This is a genomic window from Acinetobacter sp. WY4, from assembly GCF_018438165.1.
Taxonomy (GTDB): Bacteria; Pseudomonadota; Gammaproteobacteria; order Pseudomonadales; family Moraxellaceae; genus Acinetobacter.
Genome location: NZ_CP053947.1, coordinates 768,176 through 791,986, shown reverse-complemented (window position 1 = coordinate 791,986; position 23,811 = coordinate 768,176). Strand labels below are relative to the sequence as shown.

At 42.8% G+C, this 23,811-nt stretch carries 19 protein-coding genes and 1 pseudogene; 10 read left to right on the top strand and 10 right to left on the bottom strand.

Translation table 11 applies throughout. From position 1 onward, the window contains the following. Positions 1–36: 36 nt before the first annotated feature. Positions 37–1,533: a flavin-containing monooxygenase gene (locus tag G4D73_RS03665; RefSeq protein WP_213687404.1), complete on the bottom strand. Its 1,497-nt coding sequence runs from the start codon at positions 1,531–1,533 to the stop codon at positions 37–39. Between the two features lie 144 nt (positions 1,534–1,677). On the opposite strand from G4D73_RS03665, the gene G4D73_RS03660 reads away from it, so the two are divergent. The 5 genes and pseudogenes from G4D73_RS03660 (at position 1,678) to G4D73_RS03640 (ending at position 8,785) form a co-directional block, all read left to right on the top strand. Beyond that, positions 1,678–2,685, top strand: coding sequence for a helix-turn-helix domain-containing protein (locus G4D73_RS03660; protein ID WP_213687403.1), 1,008 nt, complete (start codon positions 1,678–1,680; stop codon positions 2,683–2,685). An 84-nt stretch (positions 2,686–2,769) separates the two neighbouring features. After that, complete coding sequence (gene zapE / locus G4D73_RS03655; protein WP_005247309.1) at positions 2,770–3,921, top strand: cell division protein ZapE; 1,152 nt, start codon at positions 2,770–2,772, stop codon at positions 3,919–3,921. A 366-nt stretch (positions 3,922–4,287) separates the two neighbouring features. Then, positions 4,288–6,453, top strand: a complete 2,166-nt coding sequence (locus G4D73_RS03650; RefSeq protein WP_213687402.1) for a malate synthase G — start codon at positions 4,288–4,290, stop codon at positions 6,451–6,453. A 129-nt stretch (positions 6,454–6,582) separates the two neighbouring features. Further along, positions 6,583–8,031, top strand: a complete 1,449-nt coding sequence (locus tag G4D73_RS03645; protein WP_071850114.1) for an aldehyde dehydrogenase family protein — start codon at positions 6,583–6,585, stop codon at positions 8,029–8,031. Positions 8,032–8,123: 92 nt separating this feature from the next. Next, positions 8,124–8,785, top strand: a pseudogene (locus G4D73_RS03640) (SOS response-associated peptidase family protein). Positions 8,786–8,863: 78 nt separating this feature from the next. Here the strand turns inward: G4D73_RS03640 and G4D73_RS03635 are convergent. Beyond that, a complete protein-coding gene (locus G4D73_RS03635; RefSeq protein ID WP_004278843.1) occupies positions 8,864–9,328 on the bottom strand; it encodes a MarR family winged helix-turn-helix transcriptional regulator in 465 nt (154 codons plus the stop codon). Positions 9,329–10,069: 741 nt separating this feature from the next. Here G4D73_RS03635 and G4D73_RS03630 point away from each other — a divergent pair. Continuing rightward, on the top strand, positions 10,070–11,593 hold the full coding sequence (locus G4D73_RS03630; protein WP_071850116.1) for a TerC family protein: 1,524 nt from the start codon (positions 10,070–10,072) through the stop codon (positions 11,591–11,593). A 572-nt stretch (positions 11,594–12,165) separates the two neighbouring features. Here the strand turns inward: G4D73_RS03630 and thiM are convergent. The 3 genes from thiM to G4D73_RS03615 all read right to left on the bottom strand — a co-directional run bounded on the left by thiM (position 12,166) and on the right by G4D73_RS03615 (position 14,625). Continuing rightward, the gene (gene thiM, locus G4D73_RS03625; protein WP_082180536.1) at positions 12,166–13,014 is read right to left on the bottom strand and encodes a hydroxyethylthiazole kinase; all 849 of its coding nucleotides are present in this window, start codon (positions 13,012–13,014) and stop codon (positions 12,166–12,168) included. 31 nt (positions 13,015–13,045) lie between these two features. Beyond that, entirely contained in the window at positions 13,046–14,206 is a 1,161-nt protein-coding gene (locus G4D73_RS03620; protein WP_005106588.1) for a hypothetical protein, read from the bottom strand. Positions 14,207–14,367: 161 nt separating this feature from the next. Beyond that, a complete protein-coding gene (locus G4D73_RS03615) occupies positions 14,368–14,625 on the bottom strand; it encodes a hypothetical protein (protein ID WP_004278839.1) in 258 nt (85 codons plus the stop codon). Between the two features lie 358 nt (positions 14,626–14,983). Between G4D73_RS03615 and pepN the strand changes: the two genes are divergently transcribed. Then, the gene (gene pepN, locus G4D73_RS03610; protein WP_213687401.1) at positions 14,984–17,590 is read left to right on the top strand and encodes an aminopeptidase N; all 2,607 of its coding nucleotides are present in this window, start codon (positions 14,984–14,986) and stop codon (positions 17,588–17,590) included. A gap of 215 nt (positions 17,591–17,805) precedes the next feature. Beyond that, the gene (locus G4D73_RS03605; RefSeq protein WP_004278836.1) at positions 17,806–18,015 is read left to right on the top strand and encodes a hypothetical protein; all 210 of its coding nucleotides are present in this window, start codon (positions 17,806–17,808) and stop codon (positions 18,013–18,015) included. Positions 18,016–18,048: 33 nt separating this feature from the next. On the opposite strand, the gene G4D73_RS03600 is transcribed toward G4D73_RS03605, so the two are convergent. Together G4D73_RS03600 and G4D73_RS03595 are read right to left on the bottom strand one after the other, a co-directional pair. Further along, a complete protein-coding gene (locus G4D73_RS03600) occupies positions 18,049–18,495 on the bottom strand; it encodes a universal stress protein (RefSeq protein WP_004278835.1) in 447 nt (148 codons plus the stop codon). 136 nt (positions 18,496–18,631) lie between these two features. Beyond that, the gene (locus G4D73_RS03595; protein WP_004278834.1) at positions 18,632–19,075 is read right to left on the bottom strand and encodes a universal stress protein; all 444 of its coding nucleotides are present in this window, start codon (positions 19,073–19,075) and stop codon (positions 18,632–18,634) included. A 265-nt stretch (positions 19,076–19,340) separates the two neighbouring features. On the opposite strand from G4D73_RS03595, the gene G4D73_RS03590 reads away from it, so the two are divergent. Next, on the top strand, positions 19,341–20,327 hold the full coding sequence (locus G4D73_RS03590; protein ID WP_213687400.1) for an alpha/beta hydrolase: 987 nt from the start codon (positions 19,341–19,343) through the stop codon (positions 20,325–20,327). A gap of 90 nt (positions 20,328–20,417) precedes the next feature. Beyond that, positions 20,418–20,762, top strand: a complete 345-nt coding sequence (locus tag G4D73_RS03585; protein WP_195725869.1) for an SMR family transporter — start codon at positions 20,418–20,420, stop codon at positions 20,760–20,762. A gap of 39 nt (positions 20,763–20,801) precedes the next feature. On the opposite strand, the gene G4D73_RS03580 is transcribed toward G4D73_RS03585, so the two are convergent. The 3 genes from G4D73_RS03580 to tal form a co-directional block, all read right to left on the bottom strand. Next, positions 20,802–21,977: a benzoate/H(+) symporter BenE family transporter gene (locus G4D73_RS03580; RefSeq protein WP_213687720.1), complete on the bottom strand. Its 1,176-nt coding sequence runs from the start codon at positions 21,975–21,977 to the stop codon at positions 20,802–20,804. A 109-nt stretch (positions 21,978–22,086) separates the two neighbouring features. Beyond that, positions 22,087–22,746 carry a leucine efflux protein LeuE gene (gene leuE, locus G4D73_RS03575; RefSeq protein WP_004278829.1) on the bottom strand — a complete coding sequence of 220 codons (660 nt, stop codon included), beginning with the start codon at positions 22,744–22,746 and terminating at the stop codon, positions 22,087–22,089. A gap of 75 nt (positions 22,747–22,821) precedes the next feature. Beyond that, positions 22,822–23,799 carry a transaldolase gene (gene tal, locus G4D73_RS03570; protein ID WP_213687399.1) on the bottom strand — a complete coding sequence of 326 codons (978 nt, stop codon included), beginning with the start codon at positions 23,797–23,799 and terminating at the stop codon, positions 22,822–22,824. Positions 23,800–23,811 lie beyond the last annotated feature (12 nt).

Below are 23,811 nucleotides of genomic sequence, written 5' to 3'. Positions count from 1 at the left end.
ATTATGCCACCGCTTGATGTCAGATGGTAAAAGCTTTTAGGCGACTTTATTCAATAATCGATAATCTGTGGCATTTGGCTTTTTGGTTTTGAGCCAGTATTTCCAGGTATAAGTTGGCCATAAGGCAAAGTTCTTGCCACCTTCCTGCTGATACCAGTTGACACAGCCAGATTGCCACACGGTCTTTTCAAACATATGTTGCACCTGCTGATTAAATGTATCTTGTGCCTGGTCTTTAACCATAATGGCATCGCTTTGGGATTGATCGACCAGTTGCATCAATTGCAAAATATATTCAACTTGTGCCTCAATCATAAAAATGACAGAATTGTGTGCCAATAGGGTATTTGGCCCCAGTAACTGAAACAGGTTTGGAAAGTCTTTCACGCAAATTCCATAATAGCTTTCAGCACCTTGTTTCCACATTTCATTCAGTTCTACGCCATCAAGCCCGGTACATTGAAAATTCTTCATATAGATACGTGGATCGGTAATGAATCCGGTGCCATAAATCAGACAGTCAATCGGCCGCTCTTTTCCATCTTGTGTAATGATACTGTGTTCAGTCAGTTCCTGAATCTTCTCGGTCACCAGTTCCACATTATGGCGGTTAAACGTCGGGAAGTATTTATTTGAAACCAGAATACGTTTGCAGCCCATGATGTAATCGGGAGTTAGTTTCTTGGCCAATTCAGGGTTTTTAACCTCATATTTAATGAATAGTTCTGCCAGTTTTTGGGTGAATTTCATAATGCCCGGTTTGACAATCGGTACCACACGCGATTCATTTGACCAATACAGGCGGGCACGGTGTAGCTTTCTAAACCAGTCATATTTTTTAAAGAGTTTCTTTTCAAGATTCGGGTAGGCACGTTCATCCCGAGGAATGACCCAAGCCGCAGTACGTTGCATGACATACAGTTGTTTGCATTTCGGGGCAATTTCCGGAATATATTGAATGGCGCTGCCACCTGTTCCAATCGATGCGACATTTTTGCCAGTCGGGTCATAAGTGTGATCCCATTGCGCAGAATGAAAGACTTTGCCTTGGAATTTCTCAATACCGAGAATATCTGGGATTTGCGGAATATGTAAAGGTCCGGAAGCGAATATAACAAACTGGGCTTCAAGGATACTTTGATCCTGTAGCTGTAATTGCCATAGACAGCGTTCTGCCTGGTAATGTGCTGCCAGTACTTCGGTATTTAAACGGCAAAAAGCACGCAGGTTATAATCGGTCACCAGATCCTGAATATAAGAAAATATCTCGGGTGCTTCCGCATAACGTTTGGACCAATTGCTTTTCGGTGCAAATGACAAGGAATATAAATGTGATTGCACATCACAGGCTGCTCCAGGGTACTGATTGTCCCGCCAGGTTCCGCCAAAATCGTTACCTTTTTCAAGAATAATAAAATCATAAATACCATGCTGTTGTAAACGTATTGCCATGGCAATCCCTCCGCAACTAGCTCCAATAATGGCAACTTTAGTATGGGGATGGGAACGTGTAGCGGTGGCATAATCTAGCATCAGTAAATTCCTTACTTATTTTAATGTTGGATATTTATCGTAATTTGCTCCTTGATGATTAGATAGAAAATTGATCTAAACGGCAATAGCCGACACATTATTTTTATAGTACAACTAGAATAATCACATTGTATTTGTATGGTTATGAAACGTTCTGTTCTCAGTCTGATGTATTTGATTCAAGGAATGCGCAAGGCTGGCATGGAGGTCGATCAGAAACTGCAAAACATTGGGCTGCGTGTAGATGCCTTTGATCCAAGCTCGGTGATCCATCCGAGTCTGGAACATGATGTGCTTAAGGTGGTGGGACAGGAAATCCAACCTGAACAGGGATTATTGATTGGCCAGCATTATGCTTTGGCAGGTTATGGTCCCTTACTCATGTTGCTGGTGACCAGTCCTACGGTACGTGATGCATTGAATCAGGTGATCCGTTTTCAGCAGTTGACGCATTTGACCGGTCAGTTGGCCTTGCAGCAAAGCGAGCATCATAGCGCGCTATGTTATCGAGCCAAGCAGCAGGATGATCATTTGAGAATGTTGCTGGCACAGGCAGAGATTTCCGGAACGTTTAAGTTTATCCGGGAAATCTACAAATTGATGGGCTTATCCAAACCTGATTTGCGGATCGAGTTGCCATTTGCCTATCCAGAAGATCTGAATACCTTAAAGGTCTATCATGATTATTATGGAACACAGGTACAGTTTGATGCATCTCGGGCAGCATTCTGGTTTGATGAAGCAGTGTTGGATATTAAAATTCCTTCTGCAGATGCGGTCACTTTTGCTGTCTATGAAGCCAAATGTCTGGCTGAACTGGAGCGTTTGCAACAGGATGAGCAGACGCCGACTGTGGTGCAGCGTGTGCAGGATTATCTGGAAATCCAAAGCGGCCTGATACCGAGCATGGCTGAAACGGCACAGGCGTTGAATATTCCGGAACGAACCTTGCGGCATCAGTTACAGCAGTGTGATACCAGTTATAAGCAGATTCGCGAAGAAATTATTAAAGATAAGGCTTTGCGACTGATTGAATATAAACAGTATTCGATTGAAATGATTGCAGAATTATTAGGCTATTCCGAGCCGGCCGCTTTTAACCATGCCTTTAAACGCTGGTTTGGGCAAAGTCCTCGGCAATATATAAAATAGCCTAAGTTAGTTTATGCCAAAGTGTTATAGCGTGTTGATTAAACTCCGCTATAATTAAATTGATCCCAAATAGTACGAAATTCTATGTCCGATTTTAATTCACAGCACAGCACCGCTTTTAGTCCGATTTCTCCTGCAGAACGTTATGCACAAGCGATCTCTTCGGGACAGTTTATGCCTGATGAAGCACAGGCAATGGCAGTACATGAACTGAATCGTGTCTGGCTGGAATTGATTCAGCGTTTTAAGGCATCGAAAAAAGCATTTCGCCGCTTTCGCCGTCAGACATCTCCGAAAGGGGTGTACATGTGGGGTGGTGTGGGGCGTGGAAAAACTTGGTTAATGGATCAGTTTTACGATTCGATTCCGTTTCGCCGTAAAACCCGGATGCATTTTCACCATTTTATGCAGCATGTGCATCGTGAGTTAAACAAATTATCCGGACAGCGTAATCCGCTAGATATCGTGGCGGATCGAATTTATAAAGAAGCGGTCATCATCTGTTTTGATGAATTTTTTGTGTCTAACGTGACGGATGCAATGATCCTGAGCGATCTGTTCCAGAAGCTGTTTGAACGTGGTATCACCTTGGTCGCTACTTCGAATATCGCACCGGACGGTTTATATAAGAACGGCATTCACCGTGACCGTTTTATGCCTACCATCGAACTGGTCAAGAAAAACTGTGTGGTCTTAAATGTTGATGCCGGAGTCGATTACCGTCTACGGGTTCTAAAACAGGCACAATTGTTTAAATTCCCGTTAACGCATGATCATAAAAACTGGATTGCTCAACGTTTTAGCGCTTTGACCCAGACTCAGACCTGTTCTGAAGAGCCGATTATTATCAACAACCGTATTGTTGAAACCGTGTCACATACTGAAGATGTATTGTGGTGTGAATTTTCTGAACTGTGTTTAAAGCCACGCAGTCCGGCTGATTTTATTGAAATCGCCAATATTTATAATACGGTTTTGGTGAGTAATGTGCCACACCTGACCGATTTCCTGAATGATGGAACGCGCCGTTTTATTTATCTGGTCGATGAATTTTATGACCGTGGCGTCAAGTTACTCTTAACCTCAGAAGATAATATCGTGGATATTTACCAGGGTGAAAAACTGGCCTTTGAAATTGAACGGACCCGTTCCCGTTTGCTGGAAATGCAGTCGGATGAATACCTGAATTCTGAACATCGCCAGATTGAGAAAATCGCCTCCGTGAACGGAGACTAAGAATAAAAGCGCTGGTCATTTACCAGCGCTTTTTTTATAAAAATAGGGACTTAAATTATCGACAAGCCTGATTAAACATGGCTTAATCTTGGTCTAAATGTGATCGTGTATAACTAGAATGCATAATTTTTACTCGAAAATCTGAACTTAAGTCTAATTTCTACATTTCGAAAACTTTATACACTGTCATTAGGGTATTTAGCAGAATGATATCTATTTGTAACTGAGAAAGATCAAATATGTTTATGAGGGTATTCATATTAGAAAAAATGCTCAGTATTTAGCAATGTGATAATACTATTCAGCTAGATTTTAATCGGTATACTAGAATCTCTTGTATAAAAAGTAGCAATATCAGGAAAGACAATGACTGCACGTATTCAAAAAGGCAAGTTAGCGATTGCTAAAGAACTTTACGATTTCATCGAAAATGAAGCACTACCAGGTTCTGGTTTAGACAGCGAAACATACTGGAAAAACTTTGAACAAGTCGTTGTTGATCTTAGCCCTAAAAATAAAGCACTTTTGGCTAAGCGTGATGACATTCAGGCGAAAATTGATGAATGGCACCACAATAACACATTTGAATTACAAGCTTACAAAGCTTTCTTGACTGAAATTGGCTACTTGTTACCAGAAGTAGAAGATTTTCAAATCAGCACTAAAAATGTAGACGAAGAAATTGCAATACTGGCAGGTCCACAGTTGGTGGTACCAGTACGTAATGCACGTTACTGCTTGAACGCTGCAAACGCACGTTGGGGTTCTTTGTACGATGCACTTTACGGTTTCGATGTCATCTCTGAAGAAGATGGTGCGGAAAAAGGCAAAGGTTATAACCCGAAACGTGGTGAAAAAGTTGTCGCATTTGCCAAGAATTTCCTCGACGAAACTTTCCCACTGGCACAAGGTTCGCATGCAGACGCAACTCAATACGCAGTTGAAGCTAATGCACTGGTTGTTACCCTAAAAGACGGTTCAAAAACAACTGTGGCAGATGCGGCTAAATTCGTTGGCTACAATGGCGAAGCTTCAGCACCGACTGAAATCGTATTTAAAAATAATGGTCTGCACGCTATTGTACAAATTGATGCTAGCAGCCCGATTGGCCAAACTGATGCCGCTGGTGTAAAAGATGTGGTTCTTGAAGCGGCGGTTACGACCATTCAGGACTTGGAAGACTCGATTGCAGCCGTTGACGCTGAAGAAAAAGTGGAAGGCTACCGTAACTGGTTAGGCCTAATGAAAGGTACTTTAGAGGAGTCTATTGAGAAAAACGGTAAAACTGTTACCCGTAAACTGAATGAAGACCGTACTTTCAAAAATGTAGAAGGTGGTGAAACTAAAGTTCACGGCCGTTCATTGATGTTGCTACGTAATGTTGGTCATTTAATGACGAACCCTGCGATTCTGGTAGATGGCGCAGAAATCTATGAAGGCATCATGGATGCATTGGTTACGCCATTATTGTCTTTTGCAGACATCAAAGGTGAAAACACCATCAAGAACTCGCGTCAAGGTTCAATGTATATCGTTAAGCCGAAAATGCATGGTCCTGAAGAAGTGGCATTTGCCGTTGAATTGTTTGAACGTGCAGAACAGGCACTCGGCTTACCTGCAAAAACTTTAAAAATCGGGATTATGGATGAAGAACGCCGTACTTCTGTGAACTTGAAGAACTGTATTGCACAAGCCAAAGATCGTACTATCTTCATCAATACAGGTTTCATGGACCGTACTGGTGACGAAATCCATACCTTTATGGAAGCTGGTCCATTCGTTCGTAAAGGCGAAGTAAAAGGCCAAATCTGGTTCCCGGCTTATGAAAACCGTAACGTGATGATTGGTCTGCAAGCGGGTTTACGTGGTAAAGCACAGATTGGTAAAGGCATGTGGCCAAAGCCAGACATGCTGCTTGACATGTACAAAACCAAAACTGAACATCCTGAAGCGGGTGCGAGCTGTGCATGGGTTCCATCACCTACAGGTGCGGTGATCCACGCGATTCACTATCACCAGATTAATGTTGCAGACCGTCAGCAAGAACTATTGTCGACTCAGCCTTTATCTCTAGATGATTTGTTGACACCGCCATTGGCGAAAGACACTAACTGGTCTGAAGAAGAAAAAACCAAAGAACTTGAAAATAACTGTCAAGGTATTTTAGGTTATGTGGTTCGTTGGGTAGATTTGGGTGTAGGTTGTTCTAAAGTGCCAGACATCAATGATGTCGGTTTAATGGAAGACCGTGCAACTCTACGTATTTCTTCACAACACGTTGCGAACTGGTTGCGTCACGGTATCGTAAGTCGTGAACAGGTAGAAGAAGTCATGCAACGTATGGCGAAAATTGTGGATGAGCAAAATGCCAACGATCCATTGTATACGCCAATGTCTGCTGACTTTGCCAACAATATTGCCTTCCAGGCGGCATCTGACCTGATCTTTAAAGGTGGCGAGCAGCCATCAGGTTATACCGAGCCGCTTCTGCATGCAGCACGTTTAAAGTTAAAAGGTTATACAGGTGACTAATCCTGTCTAGCTTAAAAAAGCCTCTTCGGAGGCTTTTTTATTGTCTAATGGTAAGCCGTCGTTGTTTTGACTAGAAATTTTCCAGTTGAACTCTTAAAGTGGGGGCAAAGCATGTGAGGAAACAATAAAATGACAACGGTATATCAAAATTTAGACCAGCAGTTTATTCATGGTCAGTGGCAAGCTGGTACTTCAACCAGAATAATAAAAAATATTAATCCCTATACCCAGAGTGAAATTTTTAGTATGGCAGCTGCCAGTTCTGTCGATGTCGACAGTGCTTATACCGCAGCAGAGCAGGCTTTTCAGCAGGGTGTTTTGAATCCCACTGAAGTACGAAAAACAGTGCTGCAAAATGTGATGACAATTATTCAGCAGCGTCGGGACGAAATCATTGACTGGCTCATTATTGAATCAGGCAGTACGCGCATTAAAGCCAGCGTTGAGGTGGATGCTGCTCTGGGCATCATTCAGGAAAGTCTGGCTTTTCCAGACTGGATCCAAACAGAACAGCTGGAAAGTAAGGATCCGGCACGTAAAAGTATGGTTTTGCGCAAGCCCTTAGGTGTGATTGCTGTCATTAGTCCATGGAACTTTCCATTTCATTTATCCTTACGTTCAGTGGCAACTGCAATTGCCTGTGGTAATACCGTTGTGCTGAAGCCAGCCAGTGATACACCAGTGACTGGCGGCACCTTAATTGGTAAATTATTTGAAGAGGCAGGTTTGCCTGCAGGTGCACTGAATATTGTTGCCGGTGCTGGCAGTGAAATCGGGGATTATTTTGTTGAGCATTCAGTGCCGAAAATGATTTCATTTACCGGCTCCACCGAAGTGGGAAAAAGTGTTGGCAGTAAGGCTCTAGCCAGTTCGAGAATCAAACGTCTGGCACTTGAACTGGGTGGCAATGCACCTTTGGTCATTCTGGATGATGCCGATCTTGATCTTGCGGTTGAACTAACGCTGATGGGGCGTTTTATGCATCAGGGACAAATTTGCATGAGTACTAACCGGGTCATTGTCGATGCCTCTATCCATGATGCTTATGTAGATAAGCTCCTGGATCGGATCAAAATGATTCCGGTGGGTGATCCAAATCTGGAAGATACCGTGATCGGTCCGATCATTAATCAGAGTCAGGTTGAAAAGCATCAACAGATCATTCAAACAGGCAGCGAGCAGGGCGCACAACTGGTGTATGAAGGAGGAATTGAAGGGAATCTGGTCTATCCGCATATTTTTATTGATGTCGCGGAAGATTCCGATCTGGCGCAGCAAGAAAGCTTCGGTCCGATTTTACCTATCTTAAAAGCCCGGAATGAAGCACATGCTTTAAACCTGGCCAATGCGACCGAGTTTGGTTTATCCAGTGCAGTATGTACCTCAAACATCGAGCGAGGCAGCGCGTTTGCCGCACAACTGGATATCGGTATGACACATATTAATGGCATTAGTGTGGCAGACCAGTCAAATGCGCCCTTTGGCGGCGAGAAAAATTCAGGATTGGGTCGTTTCAATGGTCGCTGGATTTTTGAAGAGTTTACCCGGACACATTGGTTGACGGTACCGAATTCATAACAGTCAACGCGCCTAAAACTATAGAAATACGACAGGCTTCGACTTGGCATCACGGTATAATGTTATGGTCGAATGATTTACATATATGAACCATGTGCGCCAATTTTAAGCCTTTAACCTTAGAGCAGTTGCATAATCTGGGATTGCCAGAAATTCCTTTTGAATATCCAGAGGAGGTCTATCCCAATTATGCTACACCGCTTTTATTTCATTCCGCTCAAGGACTGGAATGGCGTTCCGTGAATTTTGGACTCATTCCGAAATGGGCAGAAGACAAAACTATAGGCACCAAGACCTATAACGCCAGAAATGAAACCTTACTGCAAAAGCCCACTTTTGCTGAGGCCACTGCCAAATGTCATTTTGGCGTCATTCCGGTATCGGAATTTTATGAGTCCAAATATTTTGACAATAAACCGCAGCGTTGGGGTGTAAGACGTAAAGATGGTCAGGCGACTTTTATTGCAGCTGTGTATGAGATTGCTCGGGTACAAGGGGAAATTGTACGCTCTGCCAGTATGATTACCATGGATGCAATTGACCATCCCATGATGAAGGAGTTTCATGAGCCGGGTAATATCAAACGCTCGGTTATTGTGATTCCACAGCAGCGACTGCAAGAATGGCTAACGCTAAGGCATCCGGATATTCGTAGCTTTGTAGAGGGCTTTCCGGTAGAAGAGTTTGAATGTTCACATGTACCAAAGAAAAAATCAAAAAAGTCAGTCCACAACTGAACTTTTTTGATTTTTAGAAAGCTCTGGCGAATTATTTATTATTGTAAAGTATGCGCCAATTCGCCAGCGTCTATTTAAAATAAAAAGTAGGTCTCTTAACGAGCTAAATTTTTGAAAATATGACGTAAACTTTCCATGGTTTTTTCAATTTGCAAAGGCGTCAGGCCTTCAAATGACTGTTCCAGTACCACATTTGTCAGATCATTGATCTTATGCGTCATTTGCATGCCTTTGTCGGTCAAAAATACTCGGGTAATCCGTGCGTCATCCTCACATGAATAGGTTTCAACCAGACCTTCGTCTTTTAAGCGGTAGACAATTTTAGTCGTGGTCGACATTTTAGAAACAACCATCTCTGACAAATCAGAAACACTGGCATGCGGTTTGGCTTTTAGTGCAAGAAGGATGCGGCGGCGGGAATTGTCAACACCATACTTTTTTAGTGCATGATCGACATTAACGACGTATTGAGCATGAACCTGAGTTACCCAATAATATGGAAAGTTTTCTAAATTAAATTCTTCCGTACACGGCAAAAATTTTGCATATTTCTTAGTCATGAAATGTTCCTTGTATTTATTTTTCTAGGGCCCTTTCATTTTATGAAAAAGTTTATGCATATTTCAACCTTTATTTTAAAAATTTTAAAGCGCTAACACTTTTAGTTTTGCTTAACATCCCAAGGAGTTGATCAGTTCTGCATGTGAGCCTTATCTGACGCGGAGATTGTTCTTTAAAATCGGATGAAAGGCGATAATATTTTGTATAAATTTAATTCGTCATTATGTATTTCGCGATTAGAAATGTTTTCCGAGACTTTTTATTGTTCTTAAGCAGCCTGTCTGAATAAATTTTAATACAAACAATTGTATTTTAATAAATTAATCGATTTAAGATATATAGGATGATGGAGTGGTTTTAGTCAATGTAGTAAATGATTATCTAAAGCTATATTTTTAAGTGATTGTTCTTTCAATAAAAAAATAGTTTATGCTCTAATCTTTAAGTGACCTTAAAAATAATAGCCTAATCGAACTAAATGCTGTTTATTTTTAATTCATTTAGAATAAATGATGTAGAAAAAATTAAAATTAATCAGTTTCAGCATCAACCAGTCGGTCGTAAAAGTCTCAGTAAAATCATGATCATGTAATTTTTTTGTAAATTAATACATTACAAAATACTCAGTTTATGCATAATGGAATAGTCTTAAGTTGCATAGGTTTTATTTTAATGGATCCCTCGCCGTGCGTTGATCTTCCATCTCTATTTCTAGCTTACTCGAACGGGGTAATTCTCTAATGGAATTTTTATTAGATCCCGGAATCTGGGTAGGTTTAATTACTCTTATTATTCTTGAAATTGTTTTAGGTATTGATAACCTAGTCTTCATTGCCATTCTGGCTGAAAAACTTCCTCCTGAACAACGCGATAAAGCGCGTGTTGTCGGTTTGTCACTCGCATTATTCATGCGTCTAGGCCTGTTATTTGCCATTGCCTGGTTGGTCACTTTGACACAACCATTGATTACTGTGTTTGACTGGACCTTCTCCGGTCGGGACCTGATCTTGTTATTTGGTGGCTTGTTCCTGGTGTATAAGGCCGTTACTGAGCTGCATGAAAAGATTGAAGGTAAACCTGAAGTCACAGTGTCTACCAATGTGGTATATGCAAGTTTCACTGCTGTTGTTGCACAGATTGTTGTTTTAGATGCTGTTTTCTCTTTAGATTCAGTGATTACCGCCATTGGTATGGTCGACAATATTTATGTCATGATGGCTGCCATGATTGTCGCAATGGGCGTGATGCTACTGGCATCGAAACCATTGACCAACTTTGTGAATCGCCATCCAACCGTGGTGATTCTGTGTTTAAGCTTCCTACTTTTGATTGGTATCAGCCTGATTGCAGAAGGTTTTGGTTTCCATATTCCAAAAGGCTATATCTATTCAGGTATTGGTGTTGCGATCATAATCGAAGCATTCAACCAGTTCGGTCAGCGTAATGCTGCTAAACATGAATCCAAGATTCCTTTGCGTCATCGTACGGCTGACTCGATCCTGAAGTTAATGGGTGGCAAGCTAGAGACGACCGACAGTCAAAATAATGAGGCACAAGAAACCTTTGCAGATGAAGAACGCTATATGATTGGTGGGGTGCTTACCCTTGCAGAGCGTTCAGTCGCTTCGATCATGACGCCGCGCGGTCAGATTTCATGGGTTGATCTGGAAGATAGCCCAGAACAGATCCGTGAAAAAATTCTGTCTGTTCCACACAGTCTGTTCCCGGTATGTCGCGGTAGCCTAGATAAGGTGATTAGCGTAGTACGTGCCAAAGAATTATTGGATGTACTGGAAGAGCCGGAAGAATTAAAAGCACTGATTAAACGTCATCGCCCAATTTATATCTTTGAAAAGATGAAAGTTATTGACGCGATTAATACCTTGCGTACTTCTAAAGGTTCTTTGGTCTTGGTGAGTGACGAGTTTGGTAATGTACAGGGTCTGATTTCACCGCTAGATGTATTTGAAGCAATTGCTGGTGAATTCCCGGATGCAGACGAACAGCTAGATCTAGTTAAAATCGATGATACGCACTGGATTGCATCGGGCATGTTAGATCTTTATCAGCTTGAGCTTGAGCTTGGCATAATTGATCTGATTGATGAAGATGCCGGTTATATCAGTGTTGCGGGTTTGATTCTGGATAAAACCAACAGTACGGTTGACGTGGGCACCGAGTTAAATTATCAAGGTGTACAGTTCAAAGTCACTGAAATTGAAAGCAATCGTATCAAGTCGGTCAGCATTCATTACGCAGGTTAAACAGGTGTTTTAAACACGTTATTTATTCAAATCTTAAAAGTCAGTTGCTTTAGTGGCAGCTGGCTTTTTTAATGCATATTTGTAAAGCTGACTTATTGAAATCAAAGTTAGCTCATTGTTTGAACTGATTTTTATTAGTCTATTCATACTATTAGTCATGTTCCCGATTGAGCTGAATATCCTAGTATTGCACTGAAATTTTAAAGCCGAAAAAGTCAAATCAGCAATCAAAAATAAGCATGATCAGGCTTTAAATATTGATTTATGTAACCTGTTAATCAAAACTTAAAAGTCATATTTAAATACTGACAAAAAATTGAACTACAATTCACATGAACTAGATTTGCATGATGCAAACAGATCTTAAGTAAAATGGAAACCGTTTGTGTGGAAATCACTAGATAAGTTGCATGAAGCCTACTCAGTTCAGAATAAAACTACTCAAAAATGATCTCCGAAAGAGCTAGACAAAACATTTCTAATGAGGTCAATAGAGCAAATGAGCAGGATCAATCTAAATAGGGGCGTTTATCTATTCAAGAGAATAAACACCCTGTGAAGCGACCAGTAAACTAAATGGATTCTGGCAGAATTTTAAAGTTGGCGTATTTTCGGATTGTTTCAGTATTGAGTTGGTGGATTTCATCCAGAAAGGCGACATTAAAACTGCCTAACTGTTGTGCGCGTTCAAATGCCAATTGACCGGCAATTGCAAAATGTACATGTGCCGTTAATGCAGCAAGGGCTGGAGACGTTACTGCACTATAGGCAGCGATCAGTGCACCGAGTGCACATCCCATCGCCGTGATTCGGGGCTGTAAAGCAGAACCGCCTGACACCTGTATCACAGGATAGTCTTTCGAAATAATGTAATCAGATTCACCGGAGATTGCGATACATTCACAATGATCCAGCAAACTTCGCGCCTGTAAATAAACATCCGCACTGTCTACTGTGCTGTCTACACCCTTGGACTCGATCTGCTTGCCAGCCAAAGCACCAATTTCAGAAGCATTGCCTCGTAAAATCGTAGGCTGGGAATGCATCAACTGATCTACGACGCCAGAACGCCAGCGCAGAACTGTTCCATAACCGACCGGATCAAGCACCCACGGTTTTTGCAATTGATGTGCAGTTTTCGCAGCAATCTGCATCGCCTGAACCTGCTCGGTAGTTGGTGTACCCAGATTCAGACTGATTGCTGCTGCAATCTTGGCAAAACTTTCAGCTTCAAAAGGATTGTCGATCATGGCCGGAGAAGCATGTGCAGCCAGTACAATATTGGCGACATAGTTGCTGGCCACCGTATTGGTCATGATATGCACCAGGGGTTGCTGTTGCTGAAGTTTCAACCAGGCTTCACAGATCTGGTCCAGAAGTGTTTGCTGTAATGCTTGCATCGAAGTAGTCATCGTGGTCATTTAGAATAGGAGAAAGATTCGTTGTATTCGGTCAGCGGGTAAAATAATGGTCTTGATGCTTGCAGCTACGACAGAACAGGCTGACATAGTCACTGGCATCATAATCCACCGACAGTTCCTGTGAGCCGCAGTGCATACAACGTTTCTGGGAATAAAATTTCAGGCGGGGTTCGATCTTGTGCCACGAACGCCATACTGGCTGAAAGAAGATATTTTCATCATAGCCCAAAAACCGATAAAACAGGATTTCGCTCATCTTGCTGAATGCCAGTTGCGGTGGACGCGGCAGGGTAGAGGTTTCCCATTTTTCTGTAACTGAACGTTCGCGGTACTGCTGCAAGGTTTTTTTCAGCAGATTGGTATTAATAAAGTTTTCATTGCGAGGCTTGAGGGCTTTTTGTTTGTACAGATATTCCAGTCCTGTTTGTACCAGATAATAAATCTGTCCCACAGCCAATACATCCAAAAGACGATAGCAAAAAGTCTGAAAGCTCTGATTTCCGGCGATCTGCACATTCCAGCTACGGCAATAGAATTGGGCAAACTGAATAATTTCTTCATACAGCAGGCAATAGAGTGCATCTTTGACTTCATCTGCACTTTTAAAGGGCACACCTTGGCTCAGGTTTTGATAAAACCAATTGCGCAGCTGCTGGGTGATACTGAACAGGGTCGGTTCAGAATAACCATCCAGTCGCACATTAATATAATAATGCTGATTTTCCTGCTGGAGATCTTTGGGAATCAGAACCTGATCCCGGATCAGGCTTTTCACCAGACCATGTTGGAACAGATAATTGGGACTGATGGAATAATATCGAATTTGATGCCAGTCAATATATTCACGGTGTTGGCTATATTCCTGCACCTGTTCATCCAGAATCGCAAGTAAAAACAGTTTATTGATAAAACTGAGCTGATTCAGCTCAAGAACCGGCCGATCCTGCTTTTTATGATATTGGCGGTTTTCCTGTAAACGGACTTCCTTGAGCATGCGTTTACGCTGCGCCAGACATTGTTCGCAATAACAATTGTGCTTTTGATCGGAGTAAAGCTGATGCTGGCAATGGCTGCATTCATGATAGCTCAGCTCCTGATCATATTGTTCTGCCTCAATCCAATACATCGATGCCTTACACAATGGGCAGTGAGTACTTTCATCAAGCTGTTTTTGCAGAACACTGAATACCATGGTCGCGAGCAACTCTAGAATGGAAGGGCATTTGATTATACACGGCTGATGAGATGCAAACGTAGTGGACTGGTGCAATTTTTCTAAATCAAAATTAGTCACCCAAACAAGAGAAGAGCTACCGAAGTAGCTCTGATTTTAAAAACATGAAATGACGTTTTTTAAACCGGGCAGGGTAATGTGTCGTCCTCCTCGCCGCGGTGTTTGGCATGAATTAAGGCCTGAACCTTTTTAGAGGGCACTTTTTTGGCACCGAGTGCATCGTAGGTGTTGAGAATGGCAGTCACTTCATGGGCCTGAAGCGGAATGCCTTCACAGCTCATCAACAGGGCAATCACTTTATGGTCAATATTGGCCTGATCCAGGGTCTGCAAAGTTTTGATATTTTCGATCCGTACAACATGCTGTTTTAAATACATCGCTCACCTCATCGTTATCATTATTCTTTCATTGGAAGTGTGGAAAAACACAGTTTAACTGTAGCAAGAAGTGTGCTCATTTTTTAATCTGCATTTATGCGGTACTCAGCAAATAAAATTATATATTTTTAAATCAGTTATTTATGAAAATGTCAGAAATTATGATCCTGACTATTTTTATGGCACAGATATTTCTTATGTAGAGTCGAGTGCTGCTCAATTAGGCAGAATGCATTGAAAGTGGTGCATGAAATGCCCATATTAGATCTAACAATACAAATGCACAGACAGCGTTTAAAACTTGGCGTATGATTTTGACATGAACAATGTCGAACACGATAAAAGATTAGGACAGGACATGAATATTGCGGCAAACCCGGTGATCGAAGCGGATCAAACCATTTATTTAAAAGACTATCAAAAACCTTCCTTTATTGTTGATTCCATCGACCTGAATATTCAAGTCTATAGTGACCACAGTCTGGTCAGCAGCAAGCTGGAGATGCAGCGCCAAACTGCTGGCGATCTGGTTCTGCTTGGCCGCGATCTAGAGCTGCAATCGATTAAGTTAAATGGTCAAACCCTGAATGCCAGTGACTACCACTTGGATGCTGAACAGCTGGTCATTGCCAATGCACCTGATCAAGTGTTGCTTGAAATTGTGGTTAAAATCCACCCTGAAAGTAATACGATGCTGGAAGGTTTATATCAGGCCAGTTCAGATCTGTTTGTGACCCAAAATGAACCAGAAGGGTTCCGTAAAATTACTTTCTATCCAGACCGTCCTGATGTGTTGTCGGTCTTTACGACGCGTGTCGAAGCAGATAAGAAATATCCGGTTTTGCTTGCAAATGGTAACCTGCTGGAAACAGGTGAAGTCGATGCCAATCGTCATTATGCCATCTGGCAGGATCCGACCAAGAAACCGAGCTATTTGTTCGCCTGTGTCATTGGTGATTTGGCAGTGATGAAAGATTCTTATGTCACATCGGAAGGCCGCAATGTAGCTCTGGAAATCTATGCAGAAGAAAAAGATATTCCAAAATGCAAAATCGCCATGGAAGCGCTCAAACATTCCATGCGCTGGGATGAGGAGCATTATGGTCTGCCTTATGATCTGGATAACTACATGATCGTGGCGACCAGTGCATTCAACATGGGTGCCATGGAAAATAAAGGTCTGAATATCTTCAATACTTCATGCGTGCTGGCCGATGAAGAGTACACCACTGATGCCGCAATCATGCGAGTGCAGTCAGTCATTGCACATGAATATTTCCATAACTGGACTGGTAACCGGATTACCTGTCGTGACTGGTTCCAGTTATGTTTGAAAGAAGGCTTGACTGTATTCCGTGACCAGTCTTTCTCGGAAGATTTACAGTCGGCTGCGGTACAACGTATTGATGATGTAGCAGTTCTCAAAGCGCATCAGTTCCCGGAAGATTCAGGGCCGCTGTCGCATCCACCGCGTCCGGATCATTTTGTAGAAATTAACAACTTCTATACTGCCACTGTTTATGAAAAAGGTGCGGAAATTAACCGCATGATGGCGACCTTGCTTGGCAAGGAAAAATTCCGTCAGGGAACCGATGAATATTTCCGCCGTCATGATGGTCAGGCGGTAACAGTTGAGGATTGGGTGGCCGCGCTTACAGCAGGTTCAGGTGTGGATCTTTCAAACTTCCTGACCTGGTACAACCAGCCAGGTACGCCTAAATTGCAAGTAAAAGCTGAGTACGATGTTGAGACCCAAATCTATCGTCTTCACTTCAAGCAAAGCCTGAAACCGCATGCCAAATACCCGAATCTGAAAGCAGTTCCAATTCCAGTGGCTTTGGCATTGTTTGATGCTGAAAGCGGTGAGCAGCTAACGCTGAACTCTGAGGCACTCTTTGAAAATGGCGTCAAAGATGGCGTGTATCTGTTTGATCAGGATGAAGCCACGATCGAATTTAGCGGTGTGACAGCAAAACCGGTGGTGTCCTTGCTGCGTAATTTCTCTGCACCGGTGAATCTGGACTTTGACTATTCAGAAAAAGAACTGGCTTTCCTGTTGCAATACGAGACCAATGGTTTTAACCAGTGGCAAGCAACTCAGACCTTACTCGAGCGTATCTTGCTGGATGACCAGCCTGCAGAAATTTATATCGAGGCTATGCTCAATACCTTGCCGGATGTGATTGAGAAAGATCCGCTGTTGGCATCACGTCTGTTTGATGTACCGTCGGAAGGTTATTTAGGTAGCCGTATTGATCAGGATTATAATCCGGTCATGATTCAGGAAAAGCGTGAGGCTTTGCTGCATACCTTGGCACGTGCTTTTGGAGAAACAGCGAAAGAAACTTATCTTAATCTGGATCCTGATCTGCAATCTGAATTCTCACAAGCGATGGGTGTGCGTGCTTTAAGAAATATTATGCTGACGATGATGGCTCGTCAGGGAGATGCATTTGCCTTTGATTTAGCCTATGAGCAATATCACACGGGGAATATGTCTGAACGTTTGGGTGCGCTGAAAGTCTTGGTCTGGAATGATGCACCACAAGCAGAAGAAGCTTTGGCAGATTTCTATAGCCGCTTTGAAGATGAAGCCTTGTCTTTAGACCAATGGTTTATGGTTCAGGCAGCACATCCAAAAGCAACGGATGCAACGATTGCGTATCTGACCCAGCATCCGGATTATGATCTGGCTGTGCCTAACCGTATCCGTGCAGTGAGCGGGGGGCTGAATGCTAATCCGGTCAATACCTGGAGCTTTGGCGTGCAGCATTTTATTGGACTGGCAAAATATCTGGACGAGAAAAATCCGATTGTAGGCTCACGTTTGCTACAGGTATTGTCACGCTGGTATACCTTGGCAGAACCGCAACGCAGTGAAGTGAAAGCACAGCTTGAAACCTTAAAGCCACTGGTTAAATCTAAAAATGTGTCTGAGACACTCAATAGTATGCTCAGCGTATAACATCAATATTCATAAAAAACCGGATCGACCTGATCCGGTTTTTTATTTCCTGTTTATTTCAAGCGCTGGCTTTAAATACAGTTGAATTTCTCTAAAGGCTTAGGTAAGTACTAAAGGGTGTTACAGTATGATTATACGGAAAAGAGTATTTGTTTATTAAGCTGTAAGCTAGGTAAAGGGATCTACAGATTCGCTTACTAGAGGTTGTCCAAGATATGTTAGTGAAAATTGAAGATGGTTTTTATTTAAATAGCCAGCATATTATTGCCGTACATGTCAGCAAGAATCCTGAAAATGGCTTACTTGAAATCTCCATTCAATATACGCCGCATTCCATTCAGCAGGTCGGAGAATACAAAAAAGTATTTCAAAGCCAGCTTGATGCTGAAATTTTCTTAAGTGAGTTAAATCAAAAACTTCGCTAAAAGCCTGCATCATACAGGCTTTGATCAAGCATCTTATTGTCTGACGATGAGTACTGGAATAGAGGAAAGTGCCAGAACATTCTGAGCGACACTGCCCAGCATGAGTTTTTGCAGACCCTTACGACCATGTGAACCCATAATGATCATATCGGTCGGGGATTCATTTGCAGCCTGCATAATGCCTTCTGACGGCGCCATGCCATGCAGGATTTTTGTCGTCACCTGGATGCCATCACGAACAAAGTTCAGTTTCAGTTCATTTAAACGATCCAGCGCATTTTGTTCTGCATGCATAAAATAGTCTGTGACTGCAGGAGCAACTTTGTAAAAATCTACGCCCTTAAAGGGATCCACCGCAATCACACTGAGTAAAGTGACATGGCTATGAAATACTTTGGCCAGTTCCAGGGCATGATCTGCGGCAGCATAGGAAATCGAGGACTCATCGAGTGCTACGAGAAGATGATCATAGTTATTCATGGTGCTTCCTCATATTTATTATTGCAGTAAAGGGGGAGTGTGGTTTAAGCGAGTAAATCTCCACAGCATGTTTTGCTAGAGGTTCAAATGTAAAAGTAGCAAGTACTGTGCATCTTGAAGATGCGCAGCATCAGGATTATTTTTTCACGATCAGTACGGGAATTTCACTCGCACCCAATACATCTTGTGCAAAGCTGCCCAGAATCATTTTCTGGAAGCCTTTACGGCCATGAGAACCCATGACGATCAGGTCGGCTTTCACCTCACCCGCGGTTTCAGCAATATGTTCTGCATTGACTAAACCTGTGACAATGCGGGATTGCGCTTCAATACCTTCACCGGCTGCGATGGCAGTGGCTTCTTTCAAGGCCTTTTTGGCATTGGCATGTGCCTCGATAAAATATTCCTTCATGATGGAGGAGCTGTAATAGAAATCAGCCTCGGTAAAAGGATCTTCTGCGATCAGGCTGATCAGGGAAAGCTGACTACCGAATGCCTTGGCAATTTTGGCAGCATGTCGTACTGCAGAAAAGGAAATTTCTGAACCGTCCACTGGGACTAAAATATGTTGATAAGCCATGGCTTTTCTCCGCAGGTTGTCTGATTTTTAGGCTTGGTTTATTGATAGCACAGTGCTGTGGCGGGTGCAATTGCAAAAAAGCGGTAAAATTGAAAAAACTCATTAAATTACAAATATTTTTCATGTAAAAGTCATGAAAAAACAGAGTAAAAAACTCGGAATTGTAGTTTTTATGATCAAAAATAAGAGCATGAATAGTCCTTGTTTGCAGCAGGATAGTTTAAACTGCCGTAGCCTGTTTTTAGATCATGTATAGGGGACAGTTTTGAGGTTTTTTGCCATTCATCTTTTGCTCATAAGTTCAGTTATTCTTTCCGGCTGTCAGACCGCACAGAACAGTAAAGTCATTGCCGGTGCTTTTAACCTGACCACAGGCTTGCAGCAAAAAGTGATGGATCGTTATGCACCTAGTGCGGTTATCGTGCAGCAGAATATTGCCTATGCGCCGCAACAGAAATTATCTCTGGATCTGTATCAGCCGCAGAATATTGCCAGTATTGGCCCACGACCGACCATTGTCTGGATTCATGGCGGCGGCTGGATTTCAGGTTCTAAAGAACATGCACGGGGTTATTTCAAGCTGCTGGCGGCACAGGGCTATAACGTGGTATCCGTACAATATCAGTTTGCGCCACAAGTGACCTATCCAAGCCAGTTACACCAGATCAATCAGGCACTTGAATTTCTCGATACCTATGCAGACACCTACCAAATCGATGCCCAGAACTTATATCTGGCCGGAGATTCTGCCGGGGCGAATATGGCCAGCCATTACGCCGCGCTTTTGACCAATCCTGTATTTGCCGACCAATCCGGTATTCAGCCTCATCTGCAACCTACGCAGCTTAAAGGTTTAATCTTGCATTGTGGAATTTATGACTTGGAAGCATTTGCCAGCACAGCACCTGAAGAAATGAAAATTATCGAATGGGGTGTCTTTAACCTGATTCAGGCTTATACCGGCGAGCGTAAACATGATGCCGCGTTTTTAAAGCAGATTTCTCCAATCCAGTATATTACGCCGTCTTATCCGCCCGTGTTCATCAGTGGCGGAAATAAGGACTTTCTGACCGATACCCAGTCACTCCCATTTGTAAAAGCTTTGAAGGAACAGCAGGTTCCTGTGACTGAAATATTTTATCCAGAGTCTAAGGCCTGGCTCATTCATGAATATCAGTTTTTTATGGGAAAAAAGGAAAGTCAGCAAACCTTTGTCAAAACCCTGGATTTTTTACATCAGCTTTCCCCTTGAAGAGAAAACTGTGCAAAATGAATCTCTCAAGATTGATCATGTCAGATCGTCCCGACAGCAATCGTTGAAAAATTGTTTGGAGTTTAAAAAATGAATCCTGTCTCATGGGCATATTTGTTGTTGGCGTTGGCTATTATTGCCGAAGTGACTGGATCAACATTTCTGGTGAAGTCAGAAGGCTTTACCCGATTATGGCCATCTCTGGCTGTAGTCATTTTATTCTGTATTGCGTTTTATTTGCTGTCTCAGGTCATTAAAGTAATTCCTTTAGGTATTGCCTATGCGATCTGGGCGGGAGTAGGCATCGTTCTTACGGCAATCGTAGGCTATGTAATCTTTAAGCAGGCGCTGGATGTGCCCGCTTTTATCGGGATTGCACTGATCATTTCCGGTGTGGTGGTGATTAACCTGTTTTCCCAAACTGCTGGGCATTAAAAAGGCAGCAAAAGTAATTGCCTCATTTCTACAATAAGCTTACGCCACTTGCAGTTTAAGCTTAAACAGCAAATAAACCGTCAAACCAAGTAGCAGTCCCCAGAAAGCTGAACCAATACCGAAAAACTGAATATTAGAGGCACTAAACAGGAATGTCATCAGTGCCGCTTCACGGTCGTGACTGTCCTGAAAAGCCAGCGCAATATTGTGGCCAATGGTGCCAAACAGGGCAATGCCTGCCAAGACTGTAATCAGAATCCCTGGAAAAGCCATCAGTACACTGGTCAAGGTCGCAGCAAAAAAACCCATCAGAATATAAAACAGGCCGCAGCTCATCCCTGCAATATAACGTTTGGCCGGATCAGGATGCGCTTGGGCATCCAGACTGACTGCCGCACTGATTGCGGCAAGATTGACACTGAAACAGCCAAAGGGTGCCAGCATCGCCTGGGTAATACCCGTCCAGCCTAAAATCGGATTGACCTTGGGTGGATAGCCATAACTTTTAATCACAGCCAAGCCGGGCAGGTATTGCGATGCCAGGTTAATCACCATTAAGGGTAAAGCCAGTCCTAAAATAGCCTGTAGGCTAAATTTAGGCGTAGTCCAGACCGGCTGGGCAATACTCCAGTTCAGTGCAGGAATAGTGAAATCAATAAAGAAAGGGCAAATGAAGATAGCTATCAAGACAGTAATCACGATGCTATAGCGCGTACTCAGTTTTTTGGAAACCAGATAAATCGCCAGTACACAAAGCACGAATTCCCAGGACTGTTGCAGACTGCCAAAGACCGAGATGCCAAATTTTAATAAAACACCTGCCAGCATGGCACTGGTCAAACTCTGTGGAATAAACTGGAAAATTCGCTCGAAAATTCCAAAAAATCCCAGACAGGCAATCAGGATGCCAGAAATCAGAAAAGCGCCAATTGCTTCACCCAGACTATAGTGACCGGCAGAAGCAATGACCAGTGCCAGACCGGCAGTCGACCAGGCGGTTGAAATCGGATAACGATATTTCCAGGAAAGCAAAAATCCAGAAACTCCAATACCTATACCCAGTGCCCATAACCAGGAGCTAATTTGTGCCTGATTAGCACCTAGGCTTTGAGCGGCTTCAATGACCAGTACGGCGGAAACACTAATACCAATCATGCAGGTAATAAAACCGGCCATGACGGCAGGAAAGGAGAGATCTTGTAAAAGTTTTGGCATCATCCATGACACTATTTTTAAATGCGTTTAAATCATACGCTTTTCACGTATCAACACAATGTTTTTAACAATTTTATCCAAAGGTCTACTGGTTTGAAGCCGATCATTGCTAGAAAGTTGAAGTCGCCAGTTTAAGGCCAAAACCGCAAAACAGGATCCCGACCGCTGCGACACAGCTGGCAGTCACTTTATAATTTTGGTTGAAATAGGACGCCAGTTTTACACCAGAAAAAATCAGGATTGAAAGATAGGTCATACTGATCAATTGCAAGATTACAGCCAGAAGCGTGAATGTCAGGGCTGGATAAGGATAGGCAGGATCGACAAACTGCACAAAAAAAGACAGATAAAACAGAATCGCTTTGGGATTTAAAATACTGATTGTGAGCGCTGTACGAAAGGGCTGAACAGATTCTACCGTATCTGGAGTCGTCTTTTTAATCTGGACGCGTTGTGATGACTTTTCCGGAAAGAAAGTCTGGTAGGCCGCAATGATTAGCTTGATACCCAAGTAACTGAGATAGATCGCTCCAATAACTTTCAGTGCAATAAACAGTACCGGAAAGGCATGCAGTAAAGAAGCTGCTCCCAATGCTGTACATATAATCAGGATCAGATCACCGGTATAAACCCCCAAGGCACCCATATATCCCGTCTTAATCCCAAAGCGCGAAGCAATCGACATGACATACAGGGAATTCGGCCCGGGCAGTAGCACAATCAACGTGGTTCCAATGATAAAGGTCGTTAGATCTGTGATACCAAACACGAAAAACTCGCATGAACAAAAAAGCCGATGCGGCATTATAGCAACATCGGCTTGGAGAAATTTGCTAAATTTTCTTTAAATCTCAGTGGTACTCAGGAAAGTTTCACGTAATAAAGCAGCCAGTTGCTCACGGGCTTTAATGAAACCGTCAATGCCGCCTTGCAATAATTCACTGGCCATCGGATCCTGTTTCAGTTGTGCTTCAAAATCGGCAGGGCTGATTGGGCTGAGTTCACCTTGAACTTTAATATCTTTGGCTGAGAGTTGGGCCTGCACTTCACGCTGATCATTTTCCAGTTCGGCCAGCAGGTTTGGTGCTACCGTGAGCAGGTCACAGCCGCTCAAGCCTAGAACCTGATCAATACTGCGGAAGCTGGCACCCATGATTTCAGTCTGAATACCATGCGCTTTATAAAATTCATAAATACGCTTAACCGAAAGTACACCCGGATCTTTTTCAATCGGGTAAAACTCAACGCCTTCAGCTTTTTTGTACCAGTCCAGAATACGGCCGACAAAAGGCGAGATTAATGTTACTTTGGCATCAGCACAGGCATGGGCCTGATGCTGACCAAACAATAAAGTCAGATTGGTATGAATGCCTTGTTCTTCCAGTGCTTTCGCTGCCTGAATGCCTTCCCAGGTAGACGCGATCTTGATCAGAATGCGGTCTGAGTCAATTCCATATTGCGCATAAAGTGCCAGTAACTCTTTGGCTTTGGCAATGGTAGCTTCAGTATTAAAGGACAGCGAAGCATCGACTTCCGTTGAAACACGACCTTCAATCAGTTTTAAGATTTCTACACCAAATTTGACCGTTAAAATATCAATAGTCCGTTCAATCAGAGCGTCATCTGCATAGCCTTCTTGCTGGGCTTGCTGAAAAGCAGCTTCAATCAAGGCCTGATTTTCAGGTTGTTTTGCTGCTGCAGTAATCAGCGATGGATTGGTGGTTGCATCAAGCGGACGAAATTTTTCAATGGCACTCAAATCACTGCTGTCTGCCACAATGGTCGTCAAGTTTTTTAATTGGTTTAATGCAGTTAATGTCATTACGATCTAGTT

Bases quoted from the DNA above. Each gene is read 5' to 3' on its own strand.
- G4D73_RS03635 (WP_004278843.1), bottom strand. From the start codon at position 9,328: ATGACTAAGAAATATGCAAAATTTTTGCCGTGTACGGAAGAATTTAAT.
- thiM (WP_082180536.1), bottom strand. From the start codon at position 13,014: ATGACCACGATGACTACTTCGATGCAAGCATTACAGCAAACACTTCTG.
- zapE (WP_005247309.1), top strand. From the start codon at position 2,770: ATGTCCGATTTTAATTCACAGCACAGCACCGCTTTTAGTCCGATTTCT.
- G4D73_RS03615 (WP_004278839.1), bottom strand. From the start codon at position 14,625: ATGTATTTAAAACAGCATGTTGTACGGATCGAAAATATCAAAACTTTG.
- G4D73_RS03665 (WP_213687404.1), bottom strand. From the start codon at position 1,533: ATGCTAGATTATGCCACCGCTACACGTTCCCATCCCCATACTAAAGTT.
- G4D73_RS03620 (WP_005106588.1), bottom strand. From the start codon at position 14,206: ATGGTATTCAGTGTTCTGCAAAAACAGCTTGATGAAAGTACTCACTGC.
- G4D73_RS03630 (WP_071850116.1), top strand. From the start codon at position 10,070: ATGGAATTTTTATTAGATCCCGGAATCTGGGTAGGTTTAATTACTCTT.
- G4D73_RS03600 (WP_004278835.1), bottom strand. From the start codon at position 18,495: ATGAATAACTATGATCATCTTCTCGTAGCACTCGATGAGTCCTCGATT.
- G4D73_RS03595 (WP_004278834.1), bottom strand. From the start codon at position 19,075: ATGGCTTATCAACATATTTTAGTCCCAGTGGACGGTTCAGAAATTTCC.
- pepN (WP_213687401.1), top strand. From the start codon at position 14,984: ATGAATATTGCGGCAAACCCGGTGATCGAAGCGGATCAAACCATTTAT.
- G4D73_RS03585 (WP_195725869.1), top strand. From the start codon at position 20,418: ATGAATCCTGTCTCATGGGCATATTTGTTGTTGGCGTTGGCTATTATT.
- G4D73_RS03660 (WP_213687403.1), top strand. From the start codon at position 1,678: ATGAAACGTTCTGTTCTCAGTCTGATGTATTTGATTCAAGGAATGCGC.
- G4D73_RS03645 (WP_071850114.1), top strand. From the start codon at position 6,583: ATGACAACGGTATATCAAAATTTAGACCAGCAGTTTATTCATGGTCAG.
- G4D73_RS03650 (WP_213687402.1), top strand. From the start codon at position 4,288: ATGACTGCACGTATTCAAAAAGGCAAGTTAGCGATTGCTAAAGAACTT.
- G4D73_RS03605 (WP_004278836.1), top strand. From the start codon at position 17,806: ATGTTAGTGAAAATTGAAGATGGTTTTTATTTAAATAGCCAGCATATT.
- G4D73_RS03580 (WP_213687720.1), bottom strand. From the start codon at position 21,977: ATGCCAAAACTTTTACAAGATCTCTCCTTTCCTGCCGTCATGGCCGGT.
- tal (WP_213687399.1), bottom strand. From the start codon at position 23,799: ATGACATTAACTGCATTAAACCAATTAAAAAACTTGACGACCATTGTG.